At 72.4% G+C, this 22459-nt stretch carries 20 protein-coding genes; 14 read left to right on the top strand and 6 right to left on the bottom strand.

The window, feature by feature from the left end; genetic code table 11:
- Positions 1–187: 187 nt before the first annotated feature.
- The 3 genes from AB0J04_RS18390 to AB0J04_RS18380 all read right to left on the bottom strand — a co-directional run bounded on the left by AB0J04_RS18390 (position 188) and on the right by AB0J04_RS18380 (position 2676).
- Positions 188–1189: a sporulation protein gene (locus tag AB0J04_RS18390; protein ID WP_363169506.1), complete on the bottom strand. Its 1002-nt coding sequence runs from the start codon at positions 1187–1189 to the stop codon at positions 188–190.
- 357 nt (positions 1190–1546) lie between these two features.
- Positions 1547–2011, bottom strand: a complete 465-nt coding sequence (locus AB0J04_RS18385) for a DUF6114 domain-containing protein (protein ID WP_363169505.1) — start codon at positions 2009–2011, stop codon at positions 1547–1549.
- Positions 2008–2676, bottom strand: coding sequence for a DUF6230 family protein (locus tag AB0J04_RS18380; protein WP_363169518.1), 669 nt, complete (start codon positions 2674–2676; stop codon positions 2008–2010). The genes AB0J04_RS18385 and AB0J04_RS18380 overlap by 4 nt, the downstream gene beginning before the upstream one ends.
- A 772-nt stretch (positions 2677–3448) precedes the next feature.
- Between AB0J04_RS18380 and AB0J04_RS18375 the strand changes: the two genes are divergently transcribed.
- Positions 3449–4093 (top strand): Tat pathway signal sequence domain protein, encoded by a 645-nt coding sequence (locus tag AB0J04_RS18375; RefSeq protein ID WP_363169504.1) that lies wholly within the window; start codon positions 3449–3451, stop codon positions 4091–4093.
- Positions 4094–4223: 130 nt separating this feature from the next.
- On the opposite strand, the gene AB0J04_RS18370 is transcribed toward AB0J04_RS18375, so the two are convergent.
- Positions 4224–5171, bottom strand: a complete 948-nt coding sequence (locus AB0J04_RS18370; RefSeq protein WP_363169503.1) for a lytic polysaccharide monooxygenase — start codon at positions 5169–5171, stop codon at positions 4224–4226.
- A 367-nt stretch (positions 5172–5538) separates the two neighbouring features.
- On the opposite strand from AB0J04_RS18370, the gene AB0J04_RS18365 reads away from it, so the two are divergent.
- The 6 genes from AB0J04_RS18365 to cyc2 all read left to right on the top strand — a co-directional run bounded on the left by AB0J04_RS18365 (position 5539) and on the right by cyc2 (position 12864).
- The gene (locus AB0J04_RS18365) at positions 5539–7347 is read left to right on the top strand and encodes a S8 family serine peptidase (protein WP_363169502.1); all 1809 of its coding nucleotides are present in this window, start codon (positions 5539–5541) and stop codon (positions 7345–7347) included.
- 541 nt (positions 7348–7888) lie between these two features.
- On the top strand, positions 7889–8539 hold the full coding sequence (locus tag AB0J04_RS18360) for a ScbR family autoregulator-binding transcription factor (protein WP_363169501.1): 651 nt from the start codon (positions 7889–7891) through the stop codon (positions 8537–8539).
- Between the two features lie 97 nt (positions 8540–8636).
- Positions 8637–9857, top strand: coding sequence for a damage-control phosphatase ARMT1 family protein (locus AB0J04_RS18355; RefSeq protein WP_363169500.1), 1221 nt, complete (start codon positions 8637–8639; stop codon positions 9855–9857).
- Between the two features lie 193 nt (positions 9858–10050).
- The gene (locus AB0J04_RS18350) at positions 10051–10371 is read left to right on the top strand and encodes an ABC transporter substrate-binding protein (RefSeq protein ID WP_363169499.1); all 321 of its coding nucleotides are present in this window, start codon (positions 10051–10053) and stop codon (positions 10369–10371) included.
- Positions 10334–10564, top strand: coding sequence for a hypothetical protein (locus AB0J04_RS18345; RefSeq protein ID WP_363169498.1), 231 nt, complete (start codon positions 10334–10336; stop codon positions 10562–10564). The genes AB0J04_RS18350 and AB0J04_RS18345 overlap by 38 nt, the downstream gene beginning before the upstream one ends.
- A 110-nt stretch (positions 10565–10674) precedes the next feature.
- On the top strand, positions 10675–12864 hold the full coding sequence (cyc2, locus tag AB0J04_RS18340) for a germacradienol/geosmin synthase Cyc2 (RefSeq protein ID WP_363169497.1): 2190 nt from the start codon (positions 10675–10677) through the stop codon (positions 12862–12864).
- On the opposite strand, the gene AB0J04_RS18335 is transcribed toward cyc2, so the two are convergent.
- Positions 12850–13596: a hypothetical protein gene (locus tag AB0J04_RS18335; protein ID WP_363169496.1), complete on the bottom strand. Its 747-nt coding sequence runs from the start codon at positions 13594–13596 to the stop codon at positions 12850–12852. The genes cyc2 and AB0J04_RS18335 overlap by 15 nt on opposite strands.
- A 95-nt stretch (positions 13597–13691) precedes the next feature.
- Between AB0J04_RS18335 and AB0J04_RS18330 the strand changes: the two genes are divergently transcribed.
- The 4 genes from AB0J04_RS18330 (at position 13692) to AB0J04_RS18315 (ending at position 17791) form a co-directional block, all read left to right on the top strand.
- A complete protein-coding gene (locus tag AB0J04_RS18330) occupies positions 13692–14558 on the top strand; it encodes a LysR family transcriptional regulator (RefSeq protein ID WP_363169495.1) in 867 nt (288 codons plus the stop codon).
- 107 nt (positions 14559–14665) lie between these two features.
- Positions 14666–15367 carry a PDZ domain-containing protein gene (locus AB0J04_RS18325; RefSeq protein WP_363169494.1) on the top strand — a complete coding sequence of 234 codons (702 nt, stop codon included), beginning with the start codon at positions 14666–14668 and terminating at the stop codon, positions 15365–15367.
- Between the two features lie 267 nt (positions 15368–15634).
- Positions 15635–16762, top strand: coding sequence for an aminopeptidase P family protein (locus AB0J04_RS18320; RefSeq protein WP_363169493.1), 1128 nt, complete (start codon positions 15635–15637; stop codon positions 16760–16762).
- A 51-nt stretch (positions 16763–16813) separates the two neighbouring features.
- Positions 16814–17791 carry an aminoglycoside phosphotransferase family protein gene (locus AB0J04_RS18315; protein WP_363169491.1) on the top strand — a complete coding sequence of 326 codons (978 nt, stop codon included), beginning with the start codon at positions 16814–16816 and terminating at the stop codon, positions 17789–17791.
- Between the two features lie 126 nt (positions 17792–17917).
- Here the strand turns inward: AB0J04_RS18315 and treZ are convergent, their stop codons facing one another.
- Positions 17918–19663, bottom strand: coding sequence for a malto-oligosyltrehalose trehalohydrolase (gene treZ / locus AB0J04_RS18310; RefSeq protein ID WP_363169489.1), 1746 nt, complete (start codon positions 19661–19663; stop codon positions 17918–17920).
- Positions 19664–19828: 165 nt separating this feature from the next.
- Here treZ and AB0J04_RS18305 point away from each other — a divergent pair, with 165 nt between their 5' ends.
- From AB0J04_RS18305 to AB0J04_RS18295, 3 genes are all read left to right on the top strand, one after another.
- On the top strand, positions 19829–20380 hold the full coding sequence (locus AB0J04_RS18305; RefSeq protein ID WP_363169488.1) for a DUF1707 and FHA domain-containing protein: 552 nt from the start codon (positions 19829–19831) through the stop codon (positions 20378–20380).
- A gap of 135 nt (positions 20381–20515) precedes the next feature.
- Positions 20516–21886, top strand: coding sequence for a M14 family zinc carboxypeptidase (locus AB0J04_RS18300; protein ID WP_363169487.1), 1371 nt, complete (start codon positions 20516–20518; stop codon positions 21884–21886).
- Positions 21883–22338, top strand: coding sequence for an SSI family serine proteinase inhibitor (locus AB0J04_RS18295; protein WP_363169486.1), 456 nt, complete (start codon positions 21883–21885; stop codon positions 22336–22338). Before AB0J04_RS18300 ends, AB0J04_RS18295 begins: the two co-directional genes overlap by 4 nt.
- Positions 22339–22459 lie beyond the last annotated feature (121 nt).

The following is a 22459-nucleotide window of genomic DNA, read 5'->3' as shown; positions in this document are numbered from 1 at the left end:
GTGAGCCGAGCGCGGTCGTGGGGCTGGCGGCGGCCGCGACGGCCGGTTCGTGTGGCCGGCCCTGCCCGCCGCGGCCCTCCGTGTCGAAGAACAGCCCACCGCAGGAATGCTTCTCGACGTCGATGACGTCGATGCCGTCGACGCCGCGCCGCCGGCTCGCGTCGGTCTCAGGCCTCGCCCCCGGTCCTCACCCCTCTTCCTCTTCTTCCGCCTCCTCCTCTTCTTCCTCTCCTTCGAAGAAGTCACCGATCTCGTCGACCACTTCGGCCGCCACCATGCCGCCGACGGCCCCCACGGCCAGCCCTGCCGCGCCCGCGGCGACGGCCGTGCCCAGGCCGGGCCCGTCGTGCGACCTGTACTCCGAACCGTCGTCGCCGTGGGGCGCGGAGTGGACGTACGCCTGCGCGCCGTAGGCCTCGCGATGCTCGGTCAGCCGGCGTATCCAGCCGTCGACCTCGCTGTTCCAGTCGAGGACGGAGACGTCCTCGTGGCGCACCGTGAAACGGGACAGCGCGTCGTGTCCGGGGGTGAGCATGCCGCCGCGCTTGTCGGCCTCCAGCACGACCTCCAGGCCGGCCGGTGTGGCCAGGAAGGTCAGCTCGATCTCGGTCACCGCGTGCGCGTACCGCGAGGGAGGCGTGAGCTCGATCTCCTGGTAGAAGGGGAGCCGTTGCCCGGTGCCGCCGATGCGACCGTGCTCCAGGTCGGCGGAGCGGAAGCCGAACTCCAGTTGCCCGAGTGCTTCGAGGACCGCCTCCTGCACGGGCAGCGGACGGACCGTGAGCGGGTCGAGGTCGCCCCGGTCGCGGCCGTCGGCCACCACCAGCTCGGTGCGCACGCCCAGGACGACGCCCAGCGGCTGGCCGTACAGCTCGGTGACCGGCGTCTCCCACGGCACCGCGACCGTGAACGGCACGCTGCGCTCTTCGCCCTCACCCAGCCGGAAGCCGCCGCCCACGACGTACCGCTCGAAGGCGACGGTGCCTTCGCTCTCGCCGTCCCCGTGCTCCGCCTCGACGCGCGCGACCAGCTCCAGGCCGATCTCCTCGACCTCCACGGCCGCACCGCCGCCCCGGAGGCGGACCTGCCCCGACAGCGCTCCGCCGGGCAGCACCGCCCCGCCGTCGAGCACCGTGTCCACCGAGGGGCCGCCTACGCCGATAGCCCCGAGCAGCCGTTTGAACACCATGCCGGTGTCGCTCCTTCACGTCGAACCCATTGCAGTGATCTTTCGCTGAACTCCTCGCGGCGGCAAAGAAGTTCCCAAGTCACCTGTTCGAGTGAGGTGCGACGGCCGAGGAGCGGCAAGCGCCGGGGGCGGAACAACAAGGGTGAAGAAGAGTGACCAAAGGTGAGGGGAGGGAGAAGAGGAAGGGGAGGGCGCAGAGAGGGGAAGGGGAGGGCGCAGAGAGGGGAAGGGCGCAGGGGGAGGGGAAGGGGAAGCTGTAAGACCGCGAACCGGCGGGGTCGGGAGCGGCCCGCTGTGCGCAGGTCGTCCCGGCCCCGCCGGTGAGATGGCGTACGTCCGTACTGTGCGGAGCCCGTGTCAGGCGGGTTCCCCCGCCTCGGGCAAGGAGCCGCCCTGTAGAACCGCGTTCGCCTTCAGCTCCGTCGCCCGCGCTTCCTTGCGCCGCTTGCGGCGGCTCTTGCGCGGCTCCTGGTCGGGCACCCACCCGAAGGCGAGGGAACTGCCCACGACGCCCAGCGTGAGGCCGATGACGAAGCCGCCGATGTTCGAGGTGAGCCAGGTGCCCAGGGAGAGCAGGATGGCGATGATCGAGTAGAACAGCCGTTGGGCCGGGTTGAAGATGATCAGCAGACCGCAGAGCATCATCAGGGTGGGCAGGAGGTAGCCCGCCAGGCCCTGCATGCCGACGTGCAGGATGACCGGAAGCGGTGCCTTCATGGTCACCAGGATCTCGCCGCCGCCCAGGACGAGCAGCAGGCCGCCCGCGAAGGGCCGGCGGCCCCTCCACTTCCGGAAGCCGTCCCGCCACTGGGTGAAGGTCACTGCGGACAGCCCCCGCTCTTGAAGCTCATGTGCAGACCGGGAAGCTTGAAGACGGCGGCGGTGGCAGCGTAGTTGTGCTGGTACAGGTTCTTGATGACGACCGTGTCGGCCTGCTGTCCGTAGACACCGGGCGAGCCCTGGATCGGGACCTTGTCGAAGGTGCTGGCGTCCCGGCCGATCTCGATGTTGTTGAACTCGGCGTCGCCCGAGATCTCGTCGGAGTCGATGGCCAGGTTCTTCACGCTCACCGGGGTGGACCCGCCGCCGGCGGTGAGCACGAGCTGGATGCCGCCGAGGTCGACGCTCTGGCACATGTTGGTGATCTTGCCGTTCTTCACGACCGAGGTGACGACCAGGACCTGGCCGCCGGTGTCACCCTCGTTGGGGCTGTTCTCGATCATGTGGTCCAGCGTGCCGAACTGCGCGAAACCCTCTCCGTCGAGCCGGTCGGCGGTGACCACGAACGGCATCCCGGAGATCGCGAACTGCACCCCCAGGGCACCCTGTGCGGTGAGGACCGCGAGCGTCGCGGCGACGAAGGTGGCGGGCACCGCCATGACGGCGGCCCGGCGCAGCCGGACCCGGCCGCGTCTCTCTGCGGAACCGGTTTCGGGGTTCTCGGGGGTGTTGTCGGCGGACGACGTGACGTCCGAGGACGAGGCCATGTCTGCTCCCATGCGCTAAGTGATGCGGGTTGGGCTTCAGCGGCACGTTGTCCTGGCGCGGACAGCGGCTGCTGCGCAAGCCTCCTCACAACTCCCGGCGGCCGTAAGGGCTTTCTGGTTACGCAGCAGTAGCCGCCGAGGAAGTTACCGATGGTTACATCGGCGGGTCAAGGGAGATGTGGAAAAAGAGTGCTCATTATGTGCCACCTGTGGGCTACATGTTCCGTCCGGCCTCGCCCGCGGCCCCGTCCCGGCTCTCGCATATATCTGTCGGATCATCAACTTCCTTTCCAGGCCTTGACGTTGAGTGTCCCGCAGGTCTACAACTCTCCTGGCTCAGCCCGGATCCGTGGCGTCGGATCCGCAGCGCGGCGGCACTGTCCGCGCTCCCGGACCCTTTTCAGCCAGTACGGGCCCCTCGGTCCCGAGTTCGACCTCTCCATGGCACCGGCACGGCCGCTTCCCCCCGGCGGGCCATGGCCGGTCGCCCCTTCCGCCCGGCCCGGCCGGAGTCACTCACCAGTGCCTCCGGCCGGTCACCGGCCGGCTGCCGTTGTCGGTCCGTCACGTACGGAGAAGGCGTCACGGGCCGGCAGCGGCGGACGCCGACCCGCGTCCCCCTGTCGCGACAAGCGACACGCTGGTTCATCTCGTACCGAGCAACCGCCGAGGCGCCACCCCGGAGACATCCCCCGAGCCTCTCGAGACCTCTCGAGAGCCCCTGAGATCTCAACTCCCCCTGAGCAAGACCCACTTGAGAAAGAGGCACCACATGCGCACCCGCCCCCGCACCCTCCTCGCCCTCGCCGGCACCGTCGCCGCCCTCTCCCTCACGGCCGTCAGCCCGGCCTCCGCGGCCGGCGCGGTACTGACGACCGCCAACGGCGACGTCGCCGTCGGTGACGTCCTCAACGCCTCCCTGGCCAGCGGTACCACCGCAACGCTGTACAACAGCGCGACCGGCACCAGCGGCATCTCCTGCGCCACGTCCGGGTTCACCGCCACGGTCACCGACAACCCCACCGCGCCCGGCACCGCCACCGAGTCGCTCACCGCGCAGACCTTCAGCAACTGCACCTCGAACGTCCTCGGCGTCACCGGTGTCACCAGCATCACCGTCAACAACCTGCCGTGGGCCACCACCGTGGCCTCGGACGGCACGGTCACCGTCACCGCGCCGAGTGGTTCCGCCGTCCAGACCACGGTCGTGCTGCGCACCCTGCTGGGCAGCGTCACCTGCGTCTACCAGGCGCCCAGCGGTCTGGTCGGCACGGCGAGCAACACCGACAACAGCATCGCCTTCGCCAATCAGGCGTTCACCAGGTCGTCCGGTTCGACCCTCTGCCCCGCGGCCGGCTACTTCACCGCGAAGTACGCCCCGGTGACCGACGCCGGCGCGGCCGTCACGGTCAACTGATCACCGTCCGCACGGCCGATCTGCGTACGGACGGCTGAGCCGTACGGACAGCTGAGTGCCCTGTGGATCCCGAGGCGCCCCTTCCTGTGGGCAACCGGGCTCCGCAGGAGCGGAGTCCAACGCCGACAGCTCAGCGCCGACGCAGGCGCACGACCAGGGCGGCGCCGCCGGTGAGCACCAACACCGCCGCGGCGCCGCCCGCCAGCATGGGCGCGGACGGCCCCGAGCCTTCCCCGGTGGCGGACGCCACCGGGGTGCTCTCGGGTGTGGCCGCGGCAGCCTGCGCGGGTGCGTCGCCCGAGGCCGCCGAAGCCGACGCGCTGCCGGACGCCGAGGTCGGCGTCGGGCTCGTGGACGCCTTGGACGTGGCCGAAACAGGTGCCTTCGTCGTCGGCGTGCTCTCCGCCCCGCCTTCCGGCTTGCTTTCCGAAACCGCTTCCGGGAACACCACGTCCGAGCACGAGTAGTACGTGTCGGGCGTGCTGCTGTTCTGCCAGATCGTGTACAGCAGCTGACGTCCCGTCCGGTCGGCCGGAAGTTTCGCCGTGAGGTGGTAGGCGCCGTCGGTCAGCGCCGGGTCCTTGATCTGGGCGAACGGACGTTCCGGCAGATCGGCCCAGGTAAGCGGTTCCGACGGGTCGTATCCCGGTTTCGTCAGATACAGCTTGAACGTGCCGGTGTGCGGGATCGTCGACGCGTACGTCATCTTCAGGGTCCCGCCCGGGGTCAGCCGGGTCGACGGCCAGTCGGCGCGGGCGAGGTCGAGTCCCTTGTAGGCGGCCAGGCCGCCGCTGCACAACTCTCCGTCGGGGACGGTCTGCCGGTCGCGGCCGTTCACGTTCGCGACCCGCAGGTTGTCCCAGGCGGCGAAGGACGTGCCGTTGGCGTCGACGGCCGCCCGGCAGGCGGCGGACTCGGCGGCGGCGCCGCCCTCGGGGGAGCAGGCGTACACGCGGCTGGTCGGATCCGTCGGGGCGCCGTGCGCCTGGGCCGGTGCGGCGGCCCACAGGGCCAGCAGGAGCGGGCTCACGGCGGCGGCCGCCAGGGCTGCGGTGCGATGTGCGGTCGTGCGGGGCATCGGGGACGTCTCCTCGGCCGGCGCGGGAACGGTCTGCTGTCAGTACGGGAACCCGGCCCGGCGCGTTCACCACGCCCCGGTTCGCCGTCTCTGCCGCACGCCACCGGTCCAAAACGGGCGATCGCTGACCGATCACGCTCGCCAAGGGTGGGTTTTTGGCTGGATCGAGGGTTTCCCCTGTATCCGTATGACTGATCCTTTGCCTATCGTTCCAGCACAGCCGACCCACAGGTAACCCCGACGGGGTCGGCGCCCGCGTCTGGCCGGCCTTCAGCGCTGCTCTTCGATTCACCCCCCGCCGCTTCGACGCCGAAGCGAATCGACCGCTGCTCCGCACTGTCCGGAGTCGGCCACGAAAGGCACGCCCTTGCGCACCTCACCCGCCTTGAGACGGAAGCTGATATCCGCCGCCGCGGTCTCCGCCGCCCTGCTCACCGCCGCGTCGACCGCCTCCGTCGCCGCCGCCCAGGAAACCGTTTCCCAGGGTTCCGCCGTCCCTGCCGCCCAGACCGAGGCCGCGCCCGGCACCCCTGCCGAGCGCCTCATCGTCGGCTACAAGTCCGGTACCGCCGAGGCCGGCTCGAACTCGGCCGCCGAGGCCGACGCCGCCGCCAAGGGCAAGGAGACCGGCGAGGACGTCGACTTCCAGCGCCGTCTCGGCACCGGCGCCGCCCTGGTCGACCTGGGCGACGACCTCACCAAGGCGGACGTCGCCGACGTCGTCGCTCGGTACCAGGCCGACCCGCAGGTCGCCTACGTGGTCCCGGACCGGCTGAACAAGCCGAAGGCCGACCCCAACGACACCGAGTACGCCAAGCAGTGGGACCTCTTCGAGTCCACTGCCGGCATGAACGTGCCGGGCGCCTGGACCACCTCGACCGGCACCGGCGTCACGGTCGCCGTCATCGACACCGGTTACGTCGCGCACACCGACCTCGCCGCGAACATCGTGGGCGGTTACGACTTCATCGGCGACACCACGGTCTCCGTCGACGGCGACGGCCGCGACAGCAACCCGGCCGACCCGGGCGACTGGTACAACGCCAACGAGTGCGGCTCCGGCATTGCGGCCAGCAACTCCTCCTGGCACGGCACCCACGTGGCCGGCACCATCGCCGCGGTCACGAACAACGGCAAGGGCGTCGCGGGCATCGCGTACGGCGCGAAGATCTCCCCGGTCCGGGTGCTCGGCAAGTGCGGCGGTTACGACTCCGACATCATCGACGCCATCACCTGGGCGTCCGGCGGCACGGTTTCCGGCGTTCCCGCCAACTCCAACGTCGCCAAGGTCATCAACATGAGCCTGGGCGGCGACGGGGCGTGCACCTCGGCGACCCAGAGCGCGATCACCGCCGCCGTGAACCGCGGTACGACCGTCGTCGTGGCCGCCGGCAACGAGAGCGACAACGTCGCCAACCACTCGCCGGGCAACTGCAACAACGTCATCTCGGTGGCGGCGACCAACCGCACCGGCGCGAAGGCGTCCTACTCCAACTACGGCTCTCTCGTGGACATCTCGGCACCCGGCGGCCAGACCAGCACCGGTACCGCGAACGGCATCCTGTCCACGCTCAACTCCGGAGCCAAGACGGCGTCGAGCGAGTCGTACGCCTACTACCAGGGGACCAGCATGGCCACCCCGCACATCGCGGGCCTGGTCGCGCTGATGAAGTCGGCGAACTCCACGCTGACCCCGGCGCAGATCGAGACGGCCATCAAGAACAACGCCCGTGCCCTGCCCGGCGCCTGCTCCGGCGGCTGCGGCGCGGGTCTGGCGGACGCGGCCAAGACGGTGCAGGCGGTGAGCGGCTCCGGCGGCTCCACGGGGGGCGCCACCTACTCCAACACGACCGCGGTCTCGATCCCGGACAACGGTTCCGCGATCGAGTCCTCGATCGCCGTCAGCGGCCGCACGGGCAACGCCCCGTCCACCCTTCAGGTCGGCGTCGACATCACCCACACCTACCGCGGTGACCTGGTGATCGACCTCGTCGCCCCCGATGGAACCGCTTACCGGCTGAAGGCGGCCAGCTCCTCGGACTCCGCGGACAACGTCAGCACCACCTACTCGGTGAACGCCTCCAGCGAGACGGCCAACGGCACCTGGAAGCTGCGGGTCCAGGACACGGTCGCGCAGGACACGGGCAGGCTCAACAGCTGGAAGTTGACCTTCTGAGCGGACTCTTTCGGTCGCCGCGTGCGACGAACGGGCGGGCCGGTCGGTGTGCATTCACACCGACCGGCCCGCCCTCACGTCTGCCTTCGTTGAGCAAGTTCCTTTAAACAAGGGAGAGTTGACCGAGGGAGCGCCGCCGGACGGCCGTCTTCTGGTTCCATGGAAAGCCAACCGGTCGCCTTGCGCTCCGACCTGGACCGGAAACAGACGGTTCTTCGTGTGCCGAGGGGATCCGAGGCGCACCGTGACACGTGTAGCCCGACCTTTCCAGTGCCTCGCTCTTCGGAAACAGCCTCAGAAACCGCGCACCCCGTCTCTTTTGATCGTCCCCGCGACCCTGCCCGGGTACCCGGTCCTGTGGGAGGCTGTGCCCCGACGGTCCCGTCGTCGACGGGCAAGTCGGGGGAGTGCAGGGGGAGTCGGCGGCGCTCGGCGGTATTCACGTACCTGGCCGATACCGCCGTACGGTGAGCTATTGTGTACGGGGAGTAAGAAAAAACGGCATGACCCGTTCTTTACCGGCCCGGGAGAGTATCAGTCGATGGCGAGGCAGTTACGCGCCGAACAGACCCGTACGACGATCATCACGGCCGCCGCCGACTTGTTCGATCGGCACGGCTATGAGTCGACAAGCCTCAGTGACATCGTCGCGCACGCCCGTGTCACCAAGGGCGCGCTCTATTTCCACTTCGCGGCGAAGGAGGATCTGGCCCACGCCATCATGGAGTTGCAGTCCCAGGCCGCCCGCCGGGTGGCGGGCGAGATCGACGACCGTGGCTGCGCGTCCCTCGAAGCCCTGATCCGCCTGACGTTCGGTCTGGCGCGGCTGTCGGTCGAGGGCCCGATCGCCCGGGCCGGCCTGCGGCTCGCCACCGGGGGAGTGGCCGTCCGGCCGCCCCTGCCGCATCCCTTCGTGGAGTTGCTGGACCTGATCTCCCGGCGCCTCGGCGGCGCGGTCAAGGAGTCCGACATCCACTCGGACGTCGACGTCGACGCCGTGGCCCACTCCCTGGTCTGTTTCGTCGTCGGCACCCGTGTCGTCGGGCGCACCCGCGAACCCGCCGGTCGGCTGCCCCGTCGGACGGCCGAGATGTGGCAGGTCCTCATCCGCGGCCTCGTACCGGTACCGCGCCGACCGCGCTATATGAGCCTCGCGGCGCGGCTGGAGCGGGAGATAGTGGCCGCCGTGTGAGCGGCGACCACACACGGAGGGCGGGACGCGCGGCCTGCGTGACCCGCCCGAAGCGTGAGCGGCGTTCCTCGCACGCCCCCGCGATACGGTGAGCCGCATGCACCGCGCCCCCGCCCCGCCCGTGATCCTCGGCAACGAGCCCGGCTCGTTCCCCCACAGCGTCCTGGCCGAACGGCATCCGGCGATCATCGAGCAGGTGCGGGACGCCTTCCCCTACGGTCCCGACATCCACGAGCGCCTGGACGCGCTGCTGGCCGGCTGCGTCAAGGGCGTGATCGAGCCGCTTCCCGCCGACGCGCATGACCGGGACCGGTGGCGGGCCTGGGGCCTCGACGCATACGCCGGCCGTTCCTGGTTCGATGTGCCGTGGCTGTGGTCGGAGGGTTACTTCTACCGCCGACTCCTCTACGCGGTCGGCTACTTCGGGCCCGGCCCCTGGCAGGGAATCGACCCCTTCCGCCCCTTCAAGCTCGCCGAGCTCGACGCACCCGAGACCGACGAGGAACTGGCCGTACTCGACACCCTGGAGCACCGCCCGGTCGGCGAGCGGGACCACGCTCTGTTGCACGGCTCCCTCTGGGGCAACCGCGCCGACCTCGGCTTCCGGCTGTCCGACGCCGAGGCCGAGCAGCGCGCCGCCGTACCGGGGCTCGTCGCCGACGACAGCGAGAGGTTGTGGGCCCTGCTGCCGGATGGGGACACGGTCACCGCGACAGGACCAACTCTCCCTGCCGGTCGCGAAACAAGCACCCTCTGCCTCGTCGCCGACAACGCCGGCCGCGAGCTGATCCCCGACCTCCTGTTGGCCGCCCACCTCCTCGCGCAGGGGCGGTGCGGCCGGATCGTCCTGCACGTCAAGCCGTATCCGTACTACGTCTCCGACGCCACGACGGCCGATGTCGTGGACGCGATGCGGAAACTGACGAGCGCGCGAGGCGCGGCCGCGGACTACGGCCGCCGACTCTGGGCGGCAATGGCCGACGGCTCCCTCACGGTCCGCGCCCACCCCTTCTCCGCCGCTCCGCTGCCGTACGCCGAGATGCCGGACGACCTGCGGGCCGAGTTCTCGTCGGCCGCCCTGACGATCGTGAAGGGCGACCTCAACTACCGTCGTCTGGTGGGCGACAGCCGCTGGGCCCCGACGACCTCCTTCGCGGACGTCACCGCTTACTTCCCCGGTCCGGTCGCGGCGCTGCGCACGCTGAAGTCCGACGTGATCACCGGCCTGGACGCCGACACGGAGGCCGCCCTGGTCGCCGCCGAGGGGCAGCGCTGGCGTACCGGCGGAACGCACGCGCTGATCCAGGTGCGGGAGTGAGGCGCCGGGCGCGGCCGACTCCCGGGCGCGCCCGGCCGACTCGCTGAAAACGCTGTCGCGCATTCTCCGAAGAACGACGAATCGACCTATCGACATGTAGTGATCATGTCAAAATCCTGGTAGTCATGCCGGTATGGCGTTACATCGGTTGCGGACGGGAACGAGCAGGCTCGCGGCGGCTACGGTCGTCCTCGTGCCGGCCCTCGCGGGCTGTGGCGACGACGGTGGCTCCGCGTCGCAGGCCGACGGGCGGCAAACGGTTACCGTGGCGGCTCTGCCGTTGACCGACGCGGCTGCCCTCTATCTCGCCCGGGACCGCGGGCTGTTCGAGAAAGAGGGGCTGGATGTGCGCATCATGTCCGTCCAGCAGTCCGTCCAGGCGCTGCCCGCCCTGGCCAAGGGGCAGGTCGACGTGATCGCGAGCGCGAACTACGTCACCTTCCTGCAGGTCGACGAGAAGGGCACCCTCGACGTCCGTGTCCTCGCCGAGGGCGTCCGAGTCGCCCGCACATGATGGACGTCCTGGTGCCGAGAGCGTCTACGTCGGCGACCGCGTCGTCGTCCTGTCCCCGGGGCCCGGCTCCCGGATCGTCCTCGACGTGCCGGTCGAACTCCCGGACGAACGCGACCAGCTCACCACCCGGGGCCTGCCCGAGTTCACGGCGCTGCGCACGAAGATCGGGCAGGTGGTCCGGGGGACACGCTGACGGACGCGCCGACTCCCGTACGGTTCACCGTTCTCCGACGATTCACGCGATGGTGTGATCATGTGCCGCCCCGCGGATGGCGGTCTGCGCCGCCGGGTAGGGCCCCGGCCATGACTCAACCGTTCGAACTCCCGCACTTCTACATGCCGTATCCGGCGCGGCTGAACCCGCATGTCGAGCAGGCGCGTCTCCACTCGACGCAGTGGGCGCGCGACATGGGCATGCTGGAGGGGTCCGGGATCTGGGAGCAGGCCGACCTGGAGGCGCACGACTACGGCCTGCTCTGCGCCTACACCCACCCCGACTGCGACGGCCGCGCGCTGTCGCTGATCACCGACTGGTACGTGTGGGTGTTCTTCTTCGACGACCACTTCCTCGACATGTTCAAACGCACCCCGGACCGTGCCGCGGGCAAGGCCCACCTGGACCGGCTCCCGCTGTTCATGCCCCTGGACCTGTCGACCCCCGTGCCGGAGCCGCAGAACCCGGTCGAGGCGGGTCTGCGGGACCTGTGGGCGCGCACCGTGCCGGACATGTCGCAGGACTGGCGCCGGCGTTTCGCCGTCGCGACGGAGCATCTGCTCAACGAGTCGATGTGGGAGCTGTCCAACATCCACGAGGGGCGGATCGCCAACCCGGTCGAGTACATCGAGATGCGCCGCAAGGTCGGCGGCGCGCCCTGGTCGGCGGGGCTCGTGGAGTACGCGACCGCAGAGGTCCCGGCCGCCGTCGCCGGGTCGAGGCCGCTCAGGGTGCTGATGGAGACCTTCTCCGACGCCGTTCACCTGCGCAACGACCTGTTCTCCTACCAGCGCGAGGTCGAGGACGAGGGGGAGAACAGCAACGGCGTGCTCGTCCTGGAGACGTTCTTCGGCTGCACCACCCAGGAGGCCGCCGACACCGTCAACGACATCCTCACCTCCCGCCTCCACCAGTTCGAGCACACCGCGTTCACCGAAGTGCCCGCGCTCGCCCTGGAGAAGGGCCTGCGGCCCGACGAGGTCCTCGCCGTCGCCGCGTACGCCAAGGGTCTCCAGGACTGGCAGTCCGGCGGTCACGAATGGCACATGCGCTCCAGCCGCTACATGAACAAGGGCGTCGCCCTCGACGCGCCCTGGCAGAAGCTGACCGGTCCCGGCACCTCCGCCGCCGACGTGGGCGCGCTGCTCGCCTCGGCGGCCGCCGAACGCCTGCGCGCTTACACGCACGTGCCCTTCCAGAAGGTCGGCCCGTCCCTGCTGCCCGACTTCCACATGCCGTACCAGGTCGAGCTCTGCCCGCACCTGGAGGCGTCCCGCCCGCGCCTCACCGCGTGGACGCACCGGATGGGCATCCTGGAGGAGGGCGTCTGGGACGAGGACAAACTCGCCGCCCACGACCTAGCCCTGTGCTCGGCCGGCCTCGACCCGGACGCCACCTCGGAGGCCCTCGACCTCAGCGCCCAGTGGCTCGCCTGGGGCACCTACGGCGACGACTACTACCCGCTGGTCTTCGGCGGGCGGCGCGACCTCGCGGCGGCCCGTGTCACCACGGCCCGGCTGTCGGCCTGTATGCCCGTCGACGGCGAGGCGGCGCCCGTCGTCCCGGCCAACGCCATGGAACGCGGCCTGATCGACCTCTGGGGGCGCACCACCGCCGACATGACCCCCGACCAGCGGCGCACCCTGCGCGACGCGGTGGACGTCATGACCGAGAGCTGGGTGTGGGAGCTGTCCAACCAGCTCCAGAACCGCGTCCCCGACCCGATCGACTACCTGGAGATGCGCCGTGCCACCTTCGGCTCCGACCTCACGCTGAGCATGTGCCGGATGGGCCAGGGGCCCGCCATCCCGCCCGAGGTGTACCGCACCGGACCCGTCCAGGCGCTGGAGAACGCCGCGATCGACTACGCGTGCCTCACCAACGACGTCTTCTCGTACCAGAAGGAGATCGAGTACGAGGGAGAGATGCACAACGCGATCCTCGTCGTGCAGAACTTCTTCGGCTGCGACTACCCGACCGCGCTTCGTGTCGTCCACGACCTGATGACCCAGCGCATGCAGCAGTTCGAGCATGTCATCGCGCACGAACTGCCGGTCGTCTACGACGACTTCGACCTCTCGCCCGAGGCGCGCGAGGCGATGGGGCACTACGTCGCCGACCTTCAGAACTGGCTGGCGGGAATCCTGCACTGGCATCGCGAGGTCGACCGCTACAAGTCCGCTCACCTGGCCCGCCGCACCCACGGCTTCCTGCCGGACGTCGCGCCGGCCGCGCCCGCGCCCCACCTGTCGGCGTCCGCACTCTCATACACGAGATAGATCCCCCGGAGCGCTGCGGCGGGTGGCGTGTCCGACCGCGGCGCGCGCCAGCGCCCGCACGATCGCGTGGGGGCGTGAGCCGTCGCCGGACAGCTCCGGCTGGAAGAGGGAGGCCAGGAAGAAGGGATGGCCCGGGAGCTCGGCGATGCGGACATGGCCGTCCTCGTCATGGCCGGAGAAGCGCAGCCCGTGGGCGCGCAGGGTGTCCAGATGACGGGAGGGGCCGTAGGCGCAGAAGTAGCGCTCGACCGTGCGCTCCGAGCCGATCACGGACTGGGCGAGCGAGCCCGGCTCCAGCGTCACCACACCCTCGTGGCCCACGAGGGAACAGGCCAGCGGCTCGATGAGCAGGTCGTCCGCGTCGGGATCGGTCTCGGCGTGCGCCGCCCGCGACAGCCCGCAGACGTTGCGGGCGTACTCCAGCAGCGCGTGCTGGAAGCCGCCGCAGGTGCCGAGGAACGGGATGCCCTCCTCGCGCGCCGTGCGGATCGCGGACAGCACGCCCGCCTCGCTCCGGTACGGGCTGCCCGGCACCACCCACACCGCGTCGAAGCCGCGCACCGCGCCCTCGGCCTCCGCCTCCTCGGAGGGGATCCAATAGGCGTCCAGGACCAGCCGGTCCCGAGCTGTGAGGGCGTCCATCAGCCGTGGGATGCGGGTGTGCGAGACGACGTTCGGGGAGCGGTCGCCGACCAGGGCGATCCGCGCGATCTGGGCTGCGGTGTCGGTCATGTCCCTCATCCTGGGCGCGCCCGCCACTTCACGTCCAACGATGATTGCTGCACCCTCCATAAGCAACGCTGATGCAGGCCTGGGACCCTGGTCGCATGGACCCGCACCTCCTGCGCACCTACGTCACCGTCGCCCGCCTGGCCTCCTTCTCCGAGGCCGCCCGGGAACTCGGCTACACCCAGTCCGCCGTCTCCCAGCACATCGCGACCCTCGAACAGGATCTCGGCGCAGCCCTGCTCACCCGCCGTCCCGTCGCCCCCACCACGGCCGGCGAACGGCTCCTCGAGCACGCCGGACCGCTGCTCCTGCGCCTGGACGCGGCCCGCGCGGACGTCGTCCGGATCGCCTCGGCGCCCCCGCACGGGCTGACGCTGGCCACCACACCGACCGCGCTCGGCCTCGCCGCCCTCGCCGCGCTCCCGCCGGCCGGCGTGACGCTGCGCGTGCTCGGCCGCGACGAGGTGCCCGCCGCAGTCGCCGAGGGCGCGGCCGAGCTGGGCCTCGTGGACGGTCTGGCCGCGCCCAGCGACCCGCTGCGGCTGCCCGACGTGGCGCCGCTGACCACGCGCGGCGTCGGCGAGGAGCCGGTCGCCGTCCTGCTGCCCATGAGCCACCCGCTGGCCCGGCGCGGCGGCCTGCGCCTCGGCGACCTCGCCGACGCGCGCTGGCTGGACGCCCCCGACGCCGGGCTGCCGCTGTCCCAGCTGCGGGCGGCGGGCGGCGGCCACGGCTTCCGCCCCGCCCTGCGCTACGAGGGCGCCGACGTCCGCATGCTGACCGCCCTGGCCGCGGCCGGCCACGGCCTGACCCTGCTGCCCCGCTCGGCGGCCGCGGGCGTCCCCGGCACGGTCGCCGTCCCGGTCACCGAGCCGCGGATCGTGCAGCGGGTCGAGCTCGTGTACGCCGGGGCGCTGTCGGGCGCCGCGCGGACTCTGGTGGAGGTGTTGTCCACGCGCGCGTGAGACACGCGACGGGTCGGCCGTACCGCTCCTGCCCCTGGGGCAGTCTCACTCGTTCGTGGTCAGTGGCCCGCCGGAGCGCCGGGTAGAGCACCAGCCGGAGGCGATCCATGGAACAGACAGCGTTGCGTCCCAAGCCCATGCCGGGTCAGGAGCCCGGCGGCGGCGCCAGGCCGGCCGGCCAGAGCCGGCGTCCGCACGCCGTGCGCCGCCGCGGCCGACGGCTGACGACCCTGCTGCTCGGCCTGTTCGCCGGCACCGTCCTGGTCCTGTCCGGCGTCGGACTCGGCACCCTGGGGGCGACCGTGATCGGCATGAGCAGGCTGGCCGAGTTGCAGCGGCAGGCGGCGGCGCAGGGCGCACCCGGCTCATCGGGCGGGCAGGGCGGGCAGGGCGGGCAGGGCGGGCAGGGCTCCCAGGGCGCGCTGGGCATCGCGTCCGCCCCGGGCCCGTCGAACCCGTTCGCGCCGCCGAAGTCGTCCGGGTCGTCCGGGTCGTCAGGGTCCTCCGGGCGGTCCGAAGCGTCCGCCGCGTCCTCGCGTCCCGCCGAGGCCACGCTCGGCCTGGAGGCCGTGGACGCGGAGAAGGCGGGCGCCGAGATCGTCGCCGTCCACGTGCCCGGCCCCGGCTATGCGGCGGGCCTGGTCCGCGGCGACGTCCTGCTCGTGTTCGGCGGCGCCAGGATCGACTCGGCGACGGACCTCGCGCGGGCGGTCGACGAGGCGCAGCCCGGGGAGGAGATCGAGCTGACGTTGCGTCACCGAAGCGGCGGATACCAGCAGTTGACGGTGATCCCGGGCGTCGTCACCTGAGAGCGGCCCGCGGGCCGTCCTGGGGCGGGCGAGCCGCCGCCGCACCCCGCCGAACCGCACCCCGCCGACCCGAAGGCCCCGTCCTCGCCCCGCCCTCCCGGCACGGTTCGCACCAAGGAAAGGCCGACCCGGCCGGAAAACGTGCCGAAACCCTCGTCGACCGGCTCGCGCGACCCCCGCCGGACGGGCAGGATGCTGCCCGTGGTCGTCACGTCAGTGTCACCACGTCCGTCACACCCGTCGCCACGTCCTTCCCGGGAGGCCCGGATGACCGGCACCGCCGCCGCGCCGTTCACCGCCGACGACTACCGGGCCCGCATGGAGCGGGCCGCGCGCGAGGCCGCCGACGCCGGACTCGCCGGACTGCTCGTGGCGCCCGGACCCGACCTCGTCTGGCTCACCGGCTACGCGCCCACCGCGGCCACCGAACGGCTCACCCTGCTCGTCCTCGCCCCCGGCCGGGACGCCGTCCTCGTGGTGCCGACCCTGGAGGCCCCCGACGCCGCGAAGGCGGCCGGCGCCCCGGCGCTCACCCTGCGGGACTGGACCGACGGCAAGGACCCCTACGCGGTCACCGCCGCCCTCCTCGGGACGGACGGCCGGTTCGGGATCAGCGACAACGCCTGGGCGATGCACCTGCTGGGCCTGCAGAAGGCCCTGCCCGCCACCTCCTACGCCTCCCTCACCGAGGCCCTGCCCATGCTGCGGGCGGTCAAGGACGCGGCGGAGCTGGAGCTGATGGCGGCCGCGGGAGCGGCCGCAGACGCAACGTTCGAGGAGATCCGGAAGGTTCCCTTCGCCGGGCGCAGGGAGACGGAGGTCGGCGCCGACCTCGCCGCGCTGCTGCGCCGCTTCGGGCACTCCCAGGTCGACTTCACCATCGTCGCCTCCGGGCCGAACGGCGCCGATCCGCACCACGAGGTCGGCGACCGGGTCATCGAGCGCGGCGACATGGTCGTCCTCGACTTCGGCGGCCTCAAGGACGGCTACGGGTCCGACACCTCCCGCACCGTCCATGTCGGCGAGCCCACCGACGAGGAGCGCCGGGTGCACGACCTGGTGCGGGAGGCCCAGGAGGCGGGCTTCAGGGCGGTGCGGCCCGGCGTCGCCTGCCAGGAGGTCGACCGGGCCGCCCGCGCGGTCATCGCCGACGCCGGCTACGGCGACCGCTTCATCCACCGCACCGGTCACGGCATCGGCGTCACCACCCACGAGCCGCCCTACATGATCGAGGGCGAGGAGCGGCCCCTGGTGCCCGGCATGTGCTTCTCCGTCGAGCCGGGCGTGTACCTGCCCGGCCGGTTCGGGGTGCGCATCGAGGACATCGTCACCGTCACCGAGGACGGCGGCCGCCGGCTCAACGACACCACCCGCGAACTGGTCATAGTGGACTGACCCACCCCCACCAGGAGTCCCGGCACCCACCCGAACGGCAGCGGCGCGACCATGACCCAGGCACCGACACCCACCCCGGACACCGTCCGCCGACTGGTCCGTGCGCTCCTGGAAGGGGGCGGCGAGAGCGGCTCCGGACCGGAGGTGCGGCCCGTCGCCGAGGGCGGCGCCCCCTTCACCTGGTGGGTCGGCGCCCGCCATGTGCTGCGCCTGGCCCCCGACGCGGAGGCGACCCTGCGCCGCCGCCGCGAGCTGCGGCTGCGCGACCTCGTCCGCCCGCACGTCCCGGTCGCCGTGCCGGTCAGCGTCGCGCACGGCGAGTGGTCCCCCGGGCTGGCCTACACGCTCGACACCAAGCTGCCCGGCGGCACGGCCGAGGAGCACGACGTGTCGGCCGTCGGCGAGGCCGACCTCGCCGGACTGCTCCGCGGGCTGCGCGAGGTGCCGCCCCGGCAGGCCGAGGCGCTCGGTGTGCCGCGCGCCGCCCCGCGCTCCCTGGAGGCGCTGCGCCGGATGGCCGTGGCCGCCGCCGAACGCCTGGCCCGCGCCGACGAGTTCGACCCGGCCCGCCTGCACCAGCTCACCCCGCTCGGCGCGGCGCAGCTCGCCGCCCAGCCCGCCACCGCCGTCCTCGTCCATCACGCCCTGCGCGGCGAGCATCTCCTGGTGAGCGTCGACGGCCGGGTGCGCGGTGTCCTGAACTGGACCGACACGGTCCTCGGGGACCCCGCCGAGGACATCGCCGGGCTCGCCCTCGCCGTGGGCGCCGGGGCCGCCGTCCGCGCCGCCACGCTCGCGGGCTACGGCGCCCGCCCCTGTCTGCGCGGCCTGTGGCTGGCCCGCTGCGACACCGTCGTCCGCCTCGCGGAACACCTCAAGCGCCCCGCTGCGGGCCGACAGGACCCCGAAGCCCTCTCGCTCCCCCGCACCCGGCTGCGACGGGCCTGGGAGGCGATCCTGCTGGAGCGGGTGACGGAGCTGCGCGAGGACGGCGAGAGCGGGGCGGACGGGACGGACGAGGAGGGCTAGGGGGCTTCTGATGGATCTCCGCGGCGTCGCGGCGTTCGGCACGCACTCTCGCCCGGCACACCGAGAGCACGCACCGAACGCCGCTCCTTCTCCCACGGAGATCCATCAGAAGCCCCCTAGCCTGCCTCACTCCTGCTCCAGCACCACGCACGCCTCCCCGGGCAGGTGCAGCAGTCCGTCCGGACCCGGTACCGTCACCGGCTCCCACGCGGCCAGTACGCGGGCCGGGCGCGGGCCCAGCGGGATCGCGGCCGGCTCCTTGCCGAGGTTGACGGCCACCCGGACGTCGCCCCGCCGGAACGCCAGCCAGCGGGCCTGCGCGTCATGGGCGACCTTGATGTCCGCCAGGTCGGGATCGGTGAGGTCCGCCGTCGTGTGCCGCAGCGCGATCAGCTCGCGGTACCAGGCCAGCACGCGCGCGTGCGGCTCGCGCCGCGGCTCGGACCAGTCCAGGCAGGAGCGCTCGCGCGTCGCCGGGTCCTGCGGGTCGGGGACGTCCTCCTCGGCCCAGCCGTGCGCCGCGAACTCCGCCCGCCTGCCCCGCCGCACGGCCTCGGCGAGCTCCGGGTCGGTGTGGTCGGTGAAGTACTGCCAGGGCGTGCCCGCCGCCCACTCCTCGCCCATGAACAGCATCGGCGTGAACGGGGCGGTCAGTGTCAGCGCGGCCGCGCACGCCAGCAGACCGGGGGAGAGGGACGCCGAGAGGCGGTCGCCCCGCGCGCGGTTGCCGATCTGGTCGTGGGTCTGGCCGTAGCCGAGGAGGCGGTGCGCGGGGACGCGGGCGCGGTCCAGCGGGCGGCCGTGGCGCCGGCCGCGGAACCCGGAGTACGTGCCGTCGTGGAAGAAGCCGCCGGTGAGGGTCTTGGCCAGCGCGGCGAACGGGTCGCGCGCGAAGTCGGCGTAGTAGCCCTGGGACTCGCCAGTGAGCGCGGTGTGCAGAGCGTGGTGGAAGTCGTCGTTCCACTGCGCGTGCAGGCCCAGGCCGCCCTCCCGGCGGGGCGTGATCAGCCGCGGGTCGTTCAGGTCGGACTCGGCGATCAGGAACAGCCGCCGGCCCGTCTCCGCGGCGAGGGCGTCCACGGCTGTCGACAGCTCCTCAAGGAAGTGGCGCGCGCGCGTGTCGGCCAGCGCGTGCACCGCGTCCAGCCGCAGTCCGTCGAGCCGGTAGTCGCGCAGCCAGGCCAGCGCGCTGCCCACCAGGTACGCGCGCACCTCGTCCGAGCCGGGCGCGTCCAGGTTGACGGCCGCCCCCCACGGCGTGTGGTGCGTCTCGGTGAAGTACGGGCCGAACGCGGGCAGATGGTTGCCGGACGGGCCCAGGTGGTTGTGCACCACGTCCAGGACCACGCCCAGACCGAGTTCGTGGGCCCGGTCGACGAACCGCTTCAGCGCCTCGGGACCGCCGTACGGCTCGTGCACCGCCCACGGCGACACCCCGTCGTACCCCCAGCCGTGCCGGCCGGGGAACGCGCACAGCGGCATCAACTCCACGTGCGTGACGCCCAGTTCGGCGAGGTGTCCGAGCCGCTCGGCGGCCGCGTCCAGCGTGCCCTCGGGGGTGTACGTGCCCACGTGCAGCTCGTACAGGACGGCCCCCGGCAGCGGGCGTCCGGACCACTGCGCACGCCAGGCGTAGCGGCCTTGGTCGACGACCGCGCTCAGGCCCTCGGGCCCGTCCGGCTGGCGGCGCGAGCGGGGATCGGGCCGGACGGGGCCGTCGTCCACCGCGAAGCCGTACCGGGTGCCGTCCGCGGCCTCCGCCTCGCCGGTCCACCACCCCGCCCGCTCCGGATCGCGTTCCAACGCGCGCGCTGCGTCGCCGCACCGGAGCGTCACACGTTCGGCCTGCGGTGCCCACACCTCGAACTGCACGGACGGTTCCCCTTCGTCTGTTCACCGTGATGTAGCCCGTCCCGTCCATCGTGCTCCACACGAGATCAATCCGTGTTCGGAACACTCCCATTGGCGCACGCGCGCGTGGGCGGGCGTTTTCCCGTCTTCTGGACACCCGGGGTTCACTGACCGACAATCACGAGCGTGACGTCGTCTTTCGAGTTCAACACGTATCCCGCGCGGTTGTCGGACGCGGAGCGCGACCACGCGCTGAAGGTGTTGCGGGACGGCGTCGCCATGGGGCGCCTGTCGCACGACACGTTCATCCGGCGCATGGAGCTCGCGCTCGCCGCCCGCCGCTCCGACGAGCTCGCCGTCCTCACCGCCGACCTGCCCAAGGAGAACCGCTTCTCGCGGGTCGTCCTCGGCACCGTCGAGGCGGTCTCCGGCTTCACCGTCCGGCTGCGCAGGGCCTGGCAGGCCGAGCGGCTGCCCAAGCTGCTGCTGCCGCACCCGGGCACCGCGCACGCGTTGCGCATCGGCCGCGACCCCGCGAGCGGCCTCAGGCTGACCCATGAGAGCGTCTCTCGGGTGCACGCCGAACTCAGCCGCCACGGCGGCATGTGGGTGCTGCGCGACCTCGGCTCCACCAACGGGACGACCGTCAACGGACGCCGGGTCATCGGCGCGGCCGTGGTTCGCGAAGGCGACCAGGTCGCCTTCGGCCGGATGGGGTTCCGCCTCTCCGTGGAGTGACCCGCACCCGGTACCCGTCCGGGGCGAACGGCCTGCCCGGCCAAGTCCTCGCGCGTACGGCGGTGTTGACGTACCCCCGGCCCATGACTCACTGTGCGTACACCAGATACGCCAAGTGAACCGACGGCGCCCGCCTTGTGGAGGTGTGCCCTGCCGCAGCTCCTCCGCTACCCGACCGTGGACGAACTCGCGGCCCGCGCGGCCGCGCTCGCCGTCCGCAGCTCCGGGGACGTCCGGCTGCGCCGCGTCGGGGTCTCCCGCGCGGGCACGCCCCTGTGGCTGCTCTCCCTCGGCCGGGGCGCCCGCCAGGCGCTCGTCGTCGCCGGACCGCACGCCAACGAGCCCGTCGGCGGCGCCACCGTCCTGCGGTTGGCCGAACGCGTCCTCGCCGACCCGCGGCTCACCGTGGGCGCCGACGCCACCTGGAACCTGCTGCTCTGCCTGGACCCGGACGGCCTGCGCCGCAACGAGGGCTGGCTGTCCGGCCCCTACAGCCTCGGCCGCTACTTCCGGAACTTCTTCCGGCCCGGCTTCCGGGAGCAGCCCGAATGGCTGCCCGACGGCGCGGCCGCCGCGGCGCTGCCGGAGACCCGTGCGCTGCTCCGTCTCCAGGACGAACTGAAACCTTTCTTCCAGTGCTCGCTGCACGGCGTCGACGTCGGCGGCGCCTTCGTGGAACTCACCCGCGACCTGCCCGGACTCTCCCGGCGGGTGGCCCACGCCGCCGCCCGCCTCGGCATCCCCCGCGAACTCGGGCCCTACGACGCCCTGTACTGGCCGCGCCTGGCGCCCGCCGTCTACCGGATCCCGCCCCCGCGCGCGGGTGATCTGGCCGCCGCCATCACCGAGGCCGCCGTCGAGTCGACCTGGTACCACCCGCACCGGCACGGCACGGTCACCGCGGTCGTCGAGGCGCCCATGTGGGGCGTCGCCGCCGTGGAGGACGGCTCCCCGCCCGCCGACCGGGACGCGGTGCTGCGCTCCGTGAGCCATGCCCTGCGCCGTGACGCAGAGCTGCTGGAACGTATCCTCACGCGGGTGCGGCCCCGCCTCGCCGGTCTCCCCGACGCGGACCGCCTGCTCGCCCCGGTCGACGACTATTTACTGGTCTGCCCCGGTCTCGCGGACGCCTGGGACCCCGACACCGCCGACCCGGCCCGTCTGCTCCCGCCGCTCAGCACCGCCCATCTGACCGCCCTGCGCATCGCCGGCCGCCGGATCGCCGTCCGGACGGCGGGCCTGCTGCACCAGCTCGTCACCGCCGCCGGAGCCGACCCCTGCGGCGCGCTGCCCGAGCTGGACCGGCTCATCGACGCCTGGTGCGCCGGCTACCAGGACGACTGTGGGGCGCGCTGGATCCCCGTCGCACGCCAGGCGGAGTACCAGGCGCGGGTCGTGCTCGCCGCGTTCGAGCTGGCCGGACGGCCTCCCGCGGAGCCCGCCCGGGCCCGTTCGGGTGAGTCGGACTGGGGTACCCAGCCCGCCGTGCCGATGCACCGGGAATGACGCACTTCCTCAACGATCTCCGCTCGGCGAAAGCCGTCCGGCGCACCCTGTCGGCCGCGGCCGCCCTCCTCCTCGCCACCGGCGCCGCCCCGGCCCTGGCGGCCTCCCACGACGCCTTCCCCGGCAACTGGCTCCAACTCACCGTCGTCCGCGGCGACGCCCGCTCCAGCGACAGCCGCGGCACCCTCCTGATGTGCGACCCGCCCCAGGGCCACGCCCGCGCCGCCGAGGCCTGCGACGTCCTGACGAAGGCCGACGGCGACGTCGGCGCCCTCACCGGGGACGGCAGCCGCGTCTGCCCGCTCCTGTACGCCCCGGTGACCGTCCGGGCGCAGGGGCGGTGGAACGGACGTCCGGTCGACTACCAGCACACCTTCGGCAACGACTGCGAGCGGGAGGCGCTGACGGGCGCGGTGTTCGCCCTGGACGACGAGCAGGTGCCCGAGGTCTGAGCGGCAACGGCGGCTGCGGGCACGCGCGCGGGCCCCCCCCCGCCCGCCCCGGGGTGGCCCGGCCGCCGCCCCCCCCCCCGTCGCCGGCGGGCCGGGGCGCCCCCCCCACCCGGCGGGGCAG

Origin of the sequence: Streptomyces sp. NPDC050263 (assembly GCF_040655955.1) — a bacterium.
Classification (GTDB): Bacteria; Actinomycetota; Actinomycetes; order Streptomycetales; family Streptomycetaceae; genus Streptomyces.
Note: the sequence above shows the minus strand (reverse complement) of the source record. Positions and strands in the feature narration are given on the sequence as shown.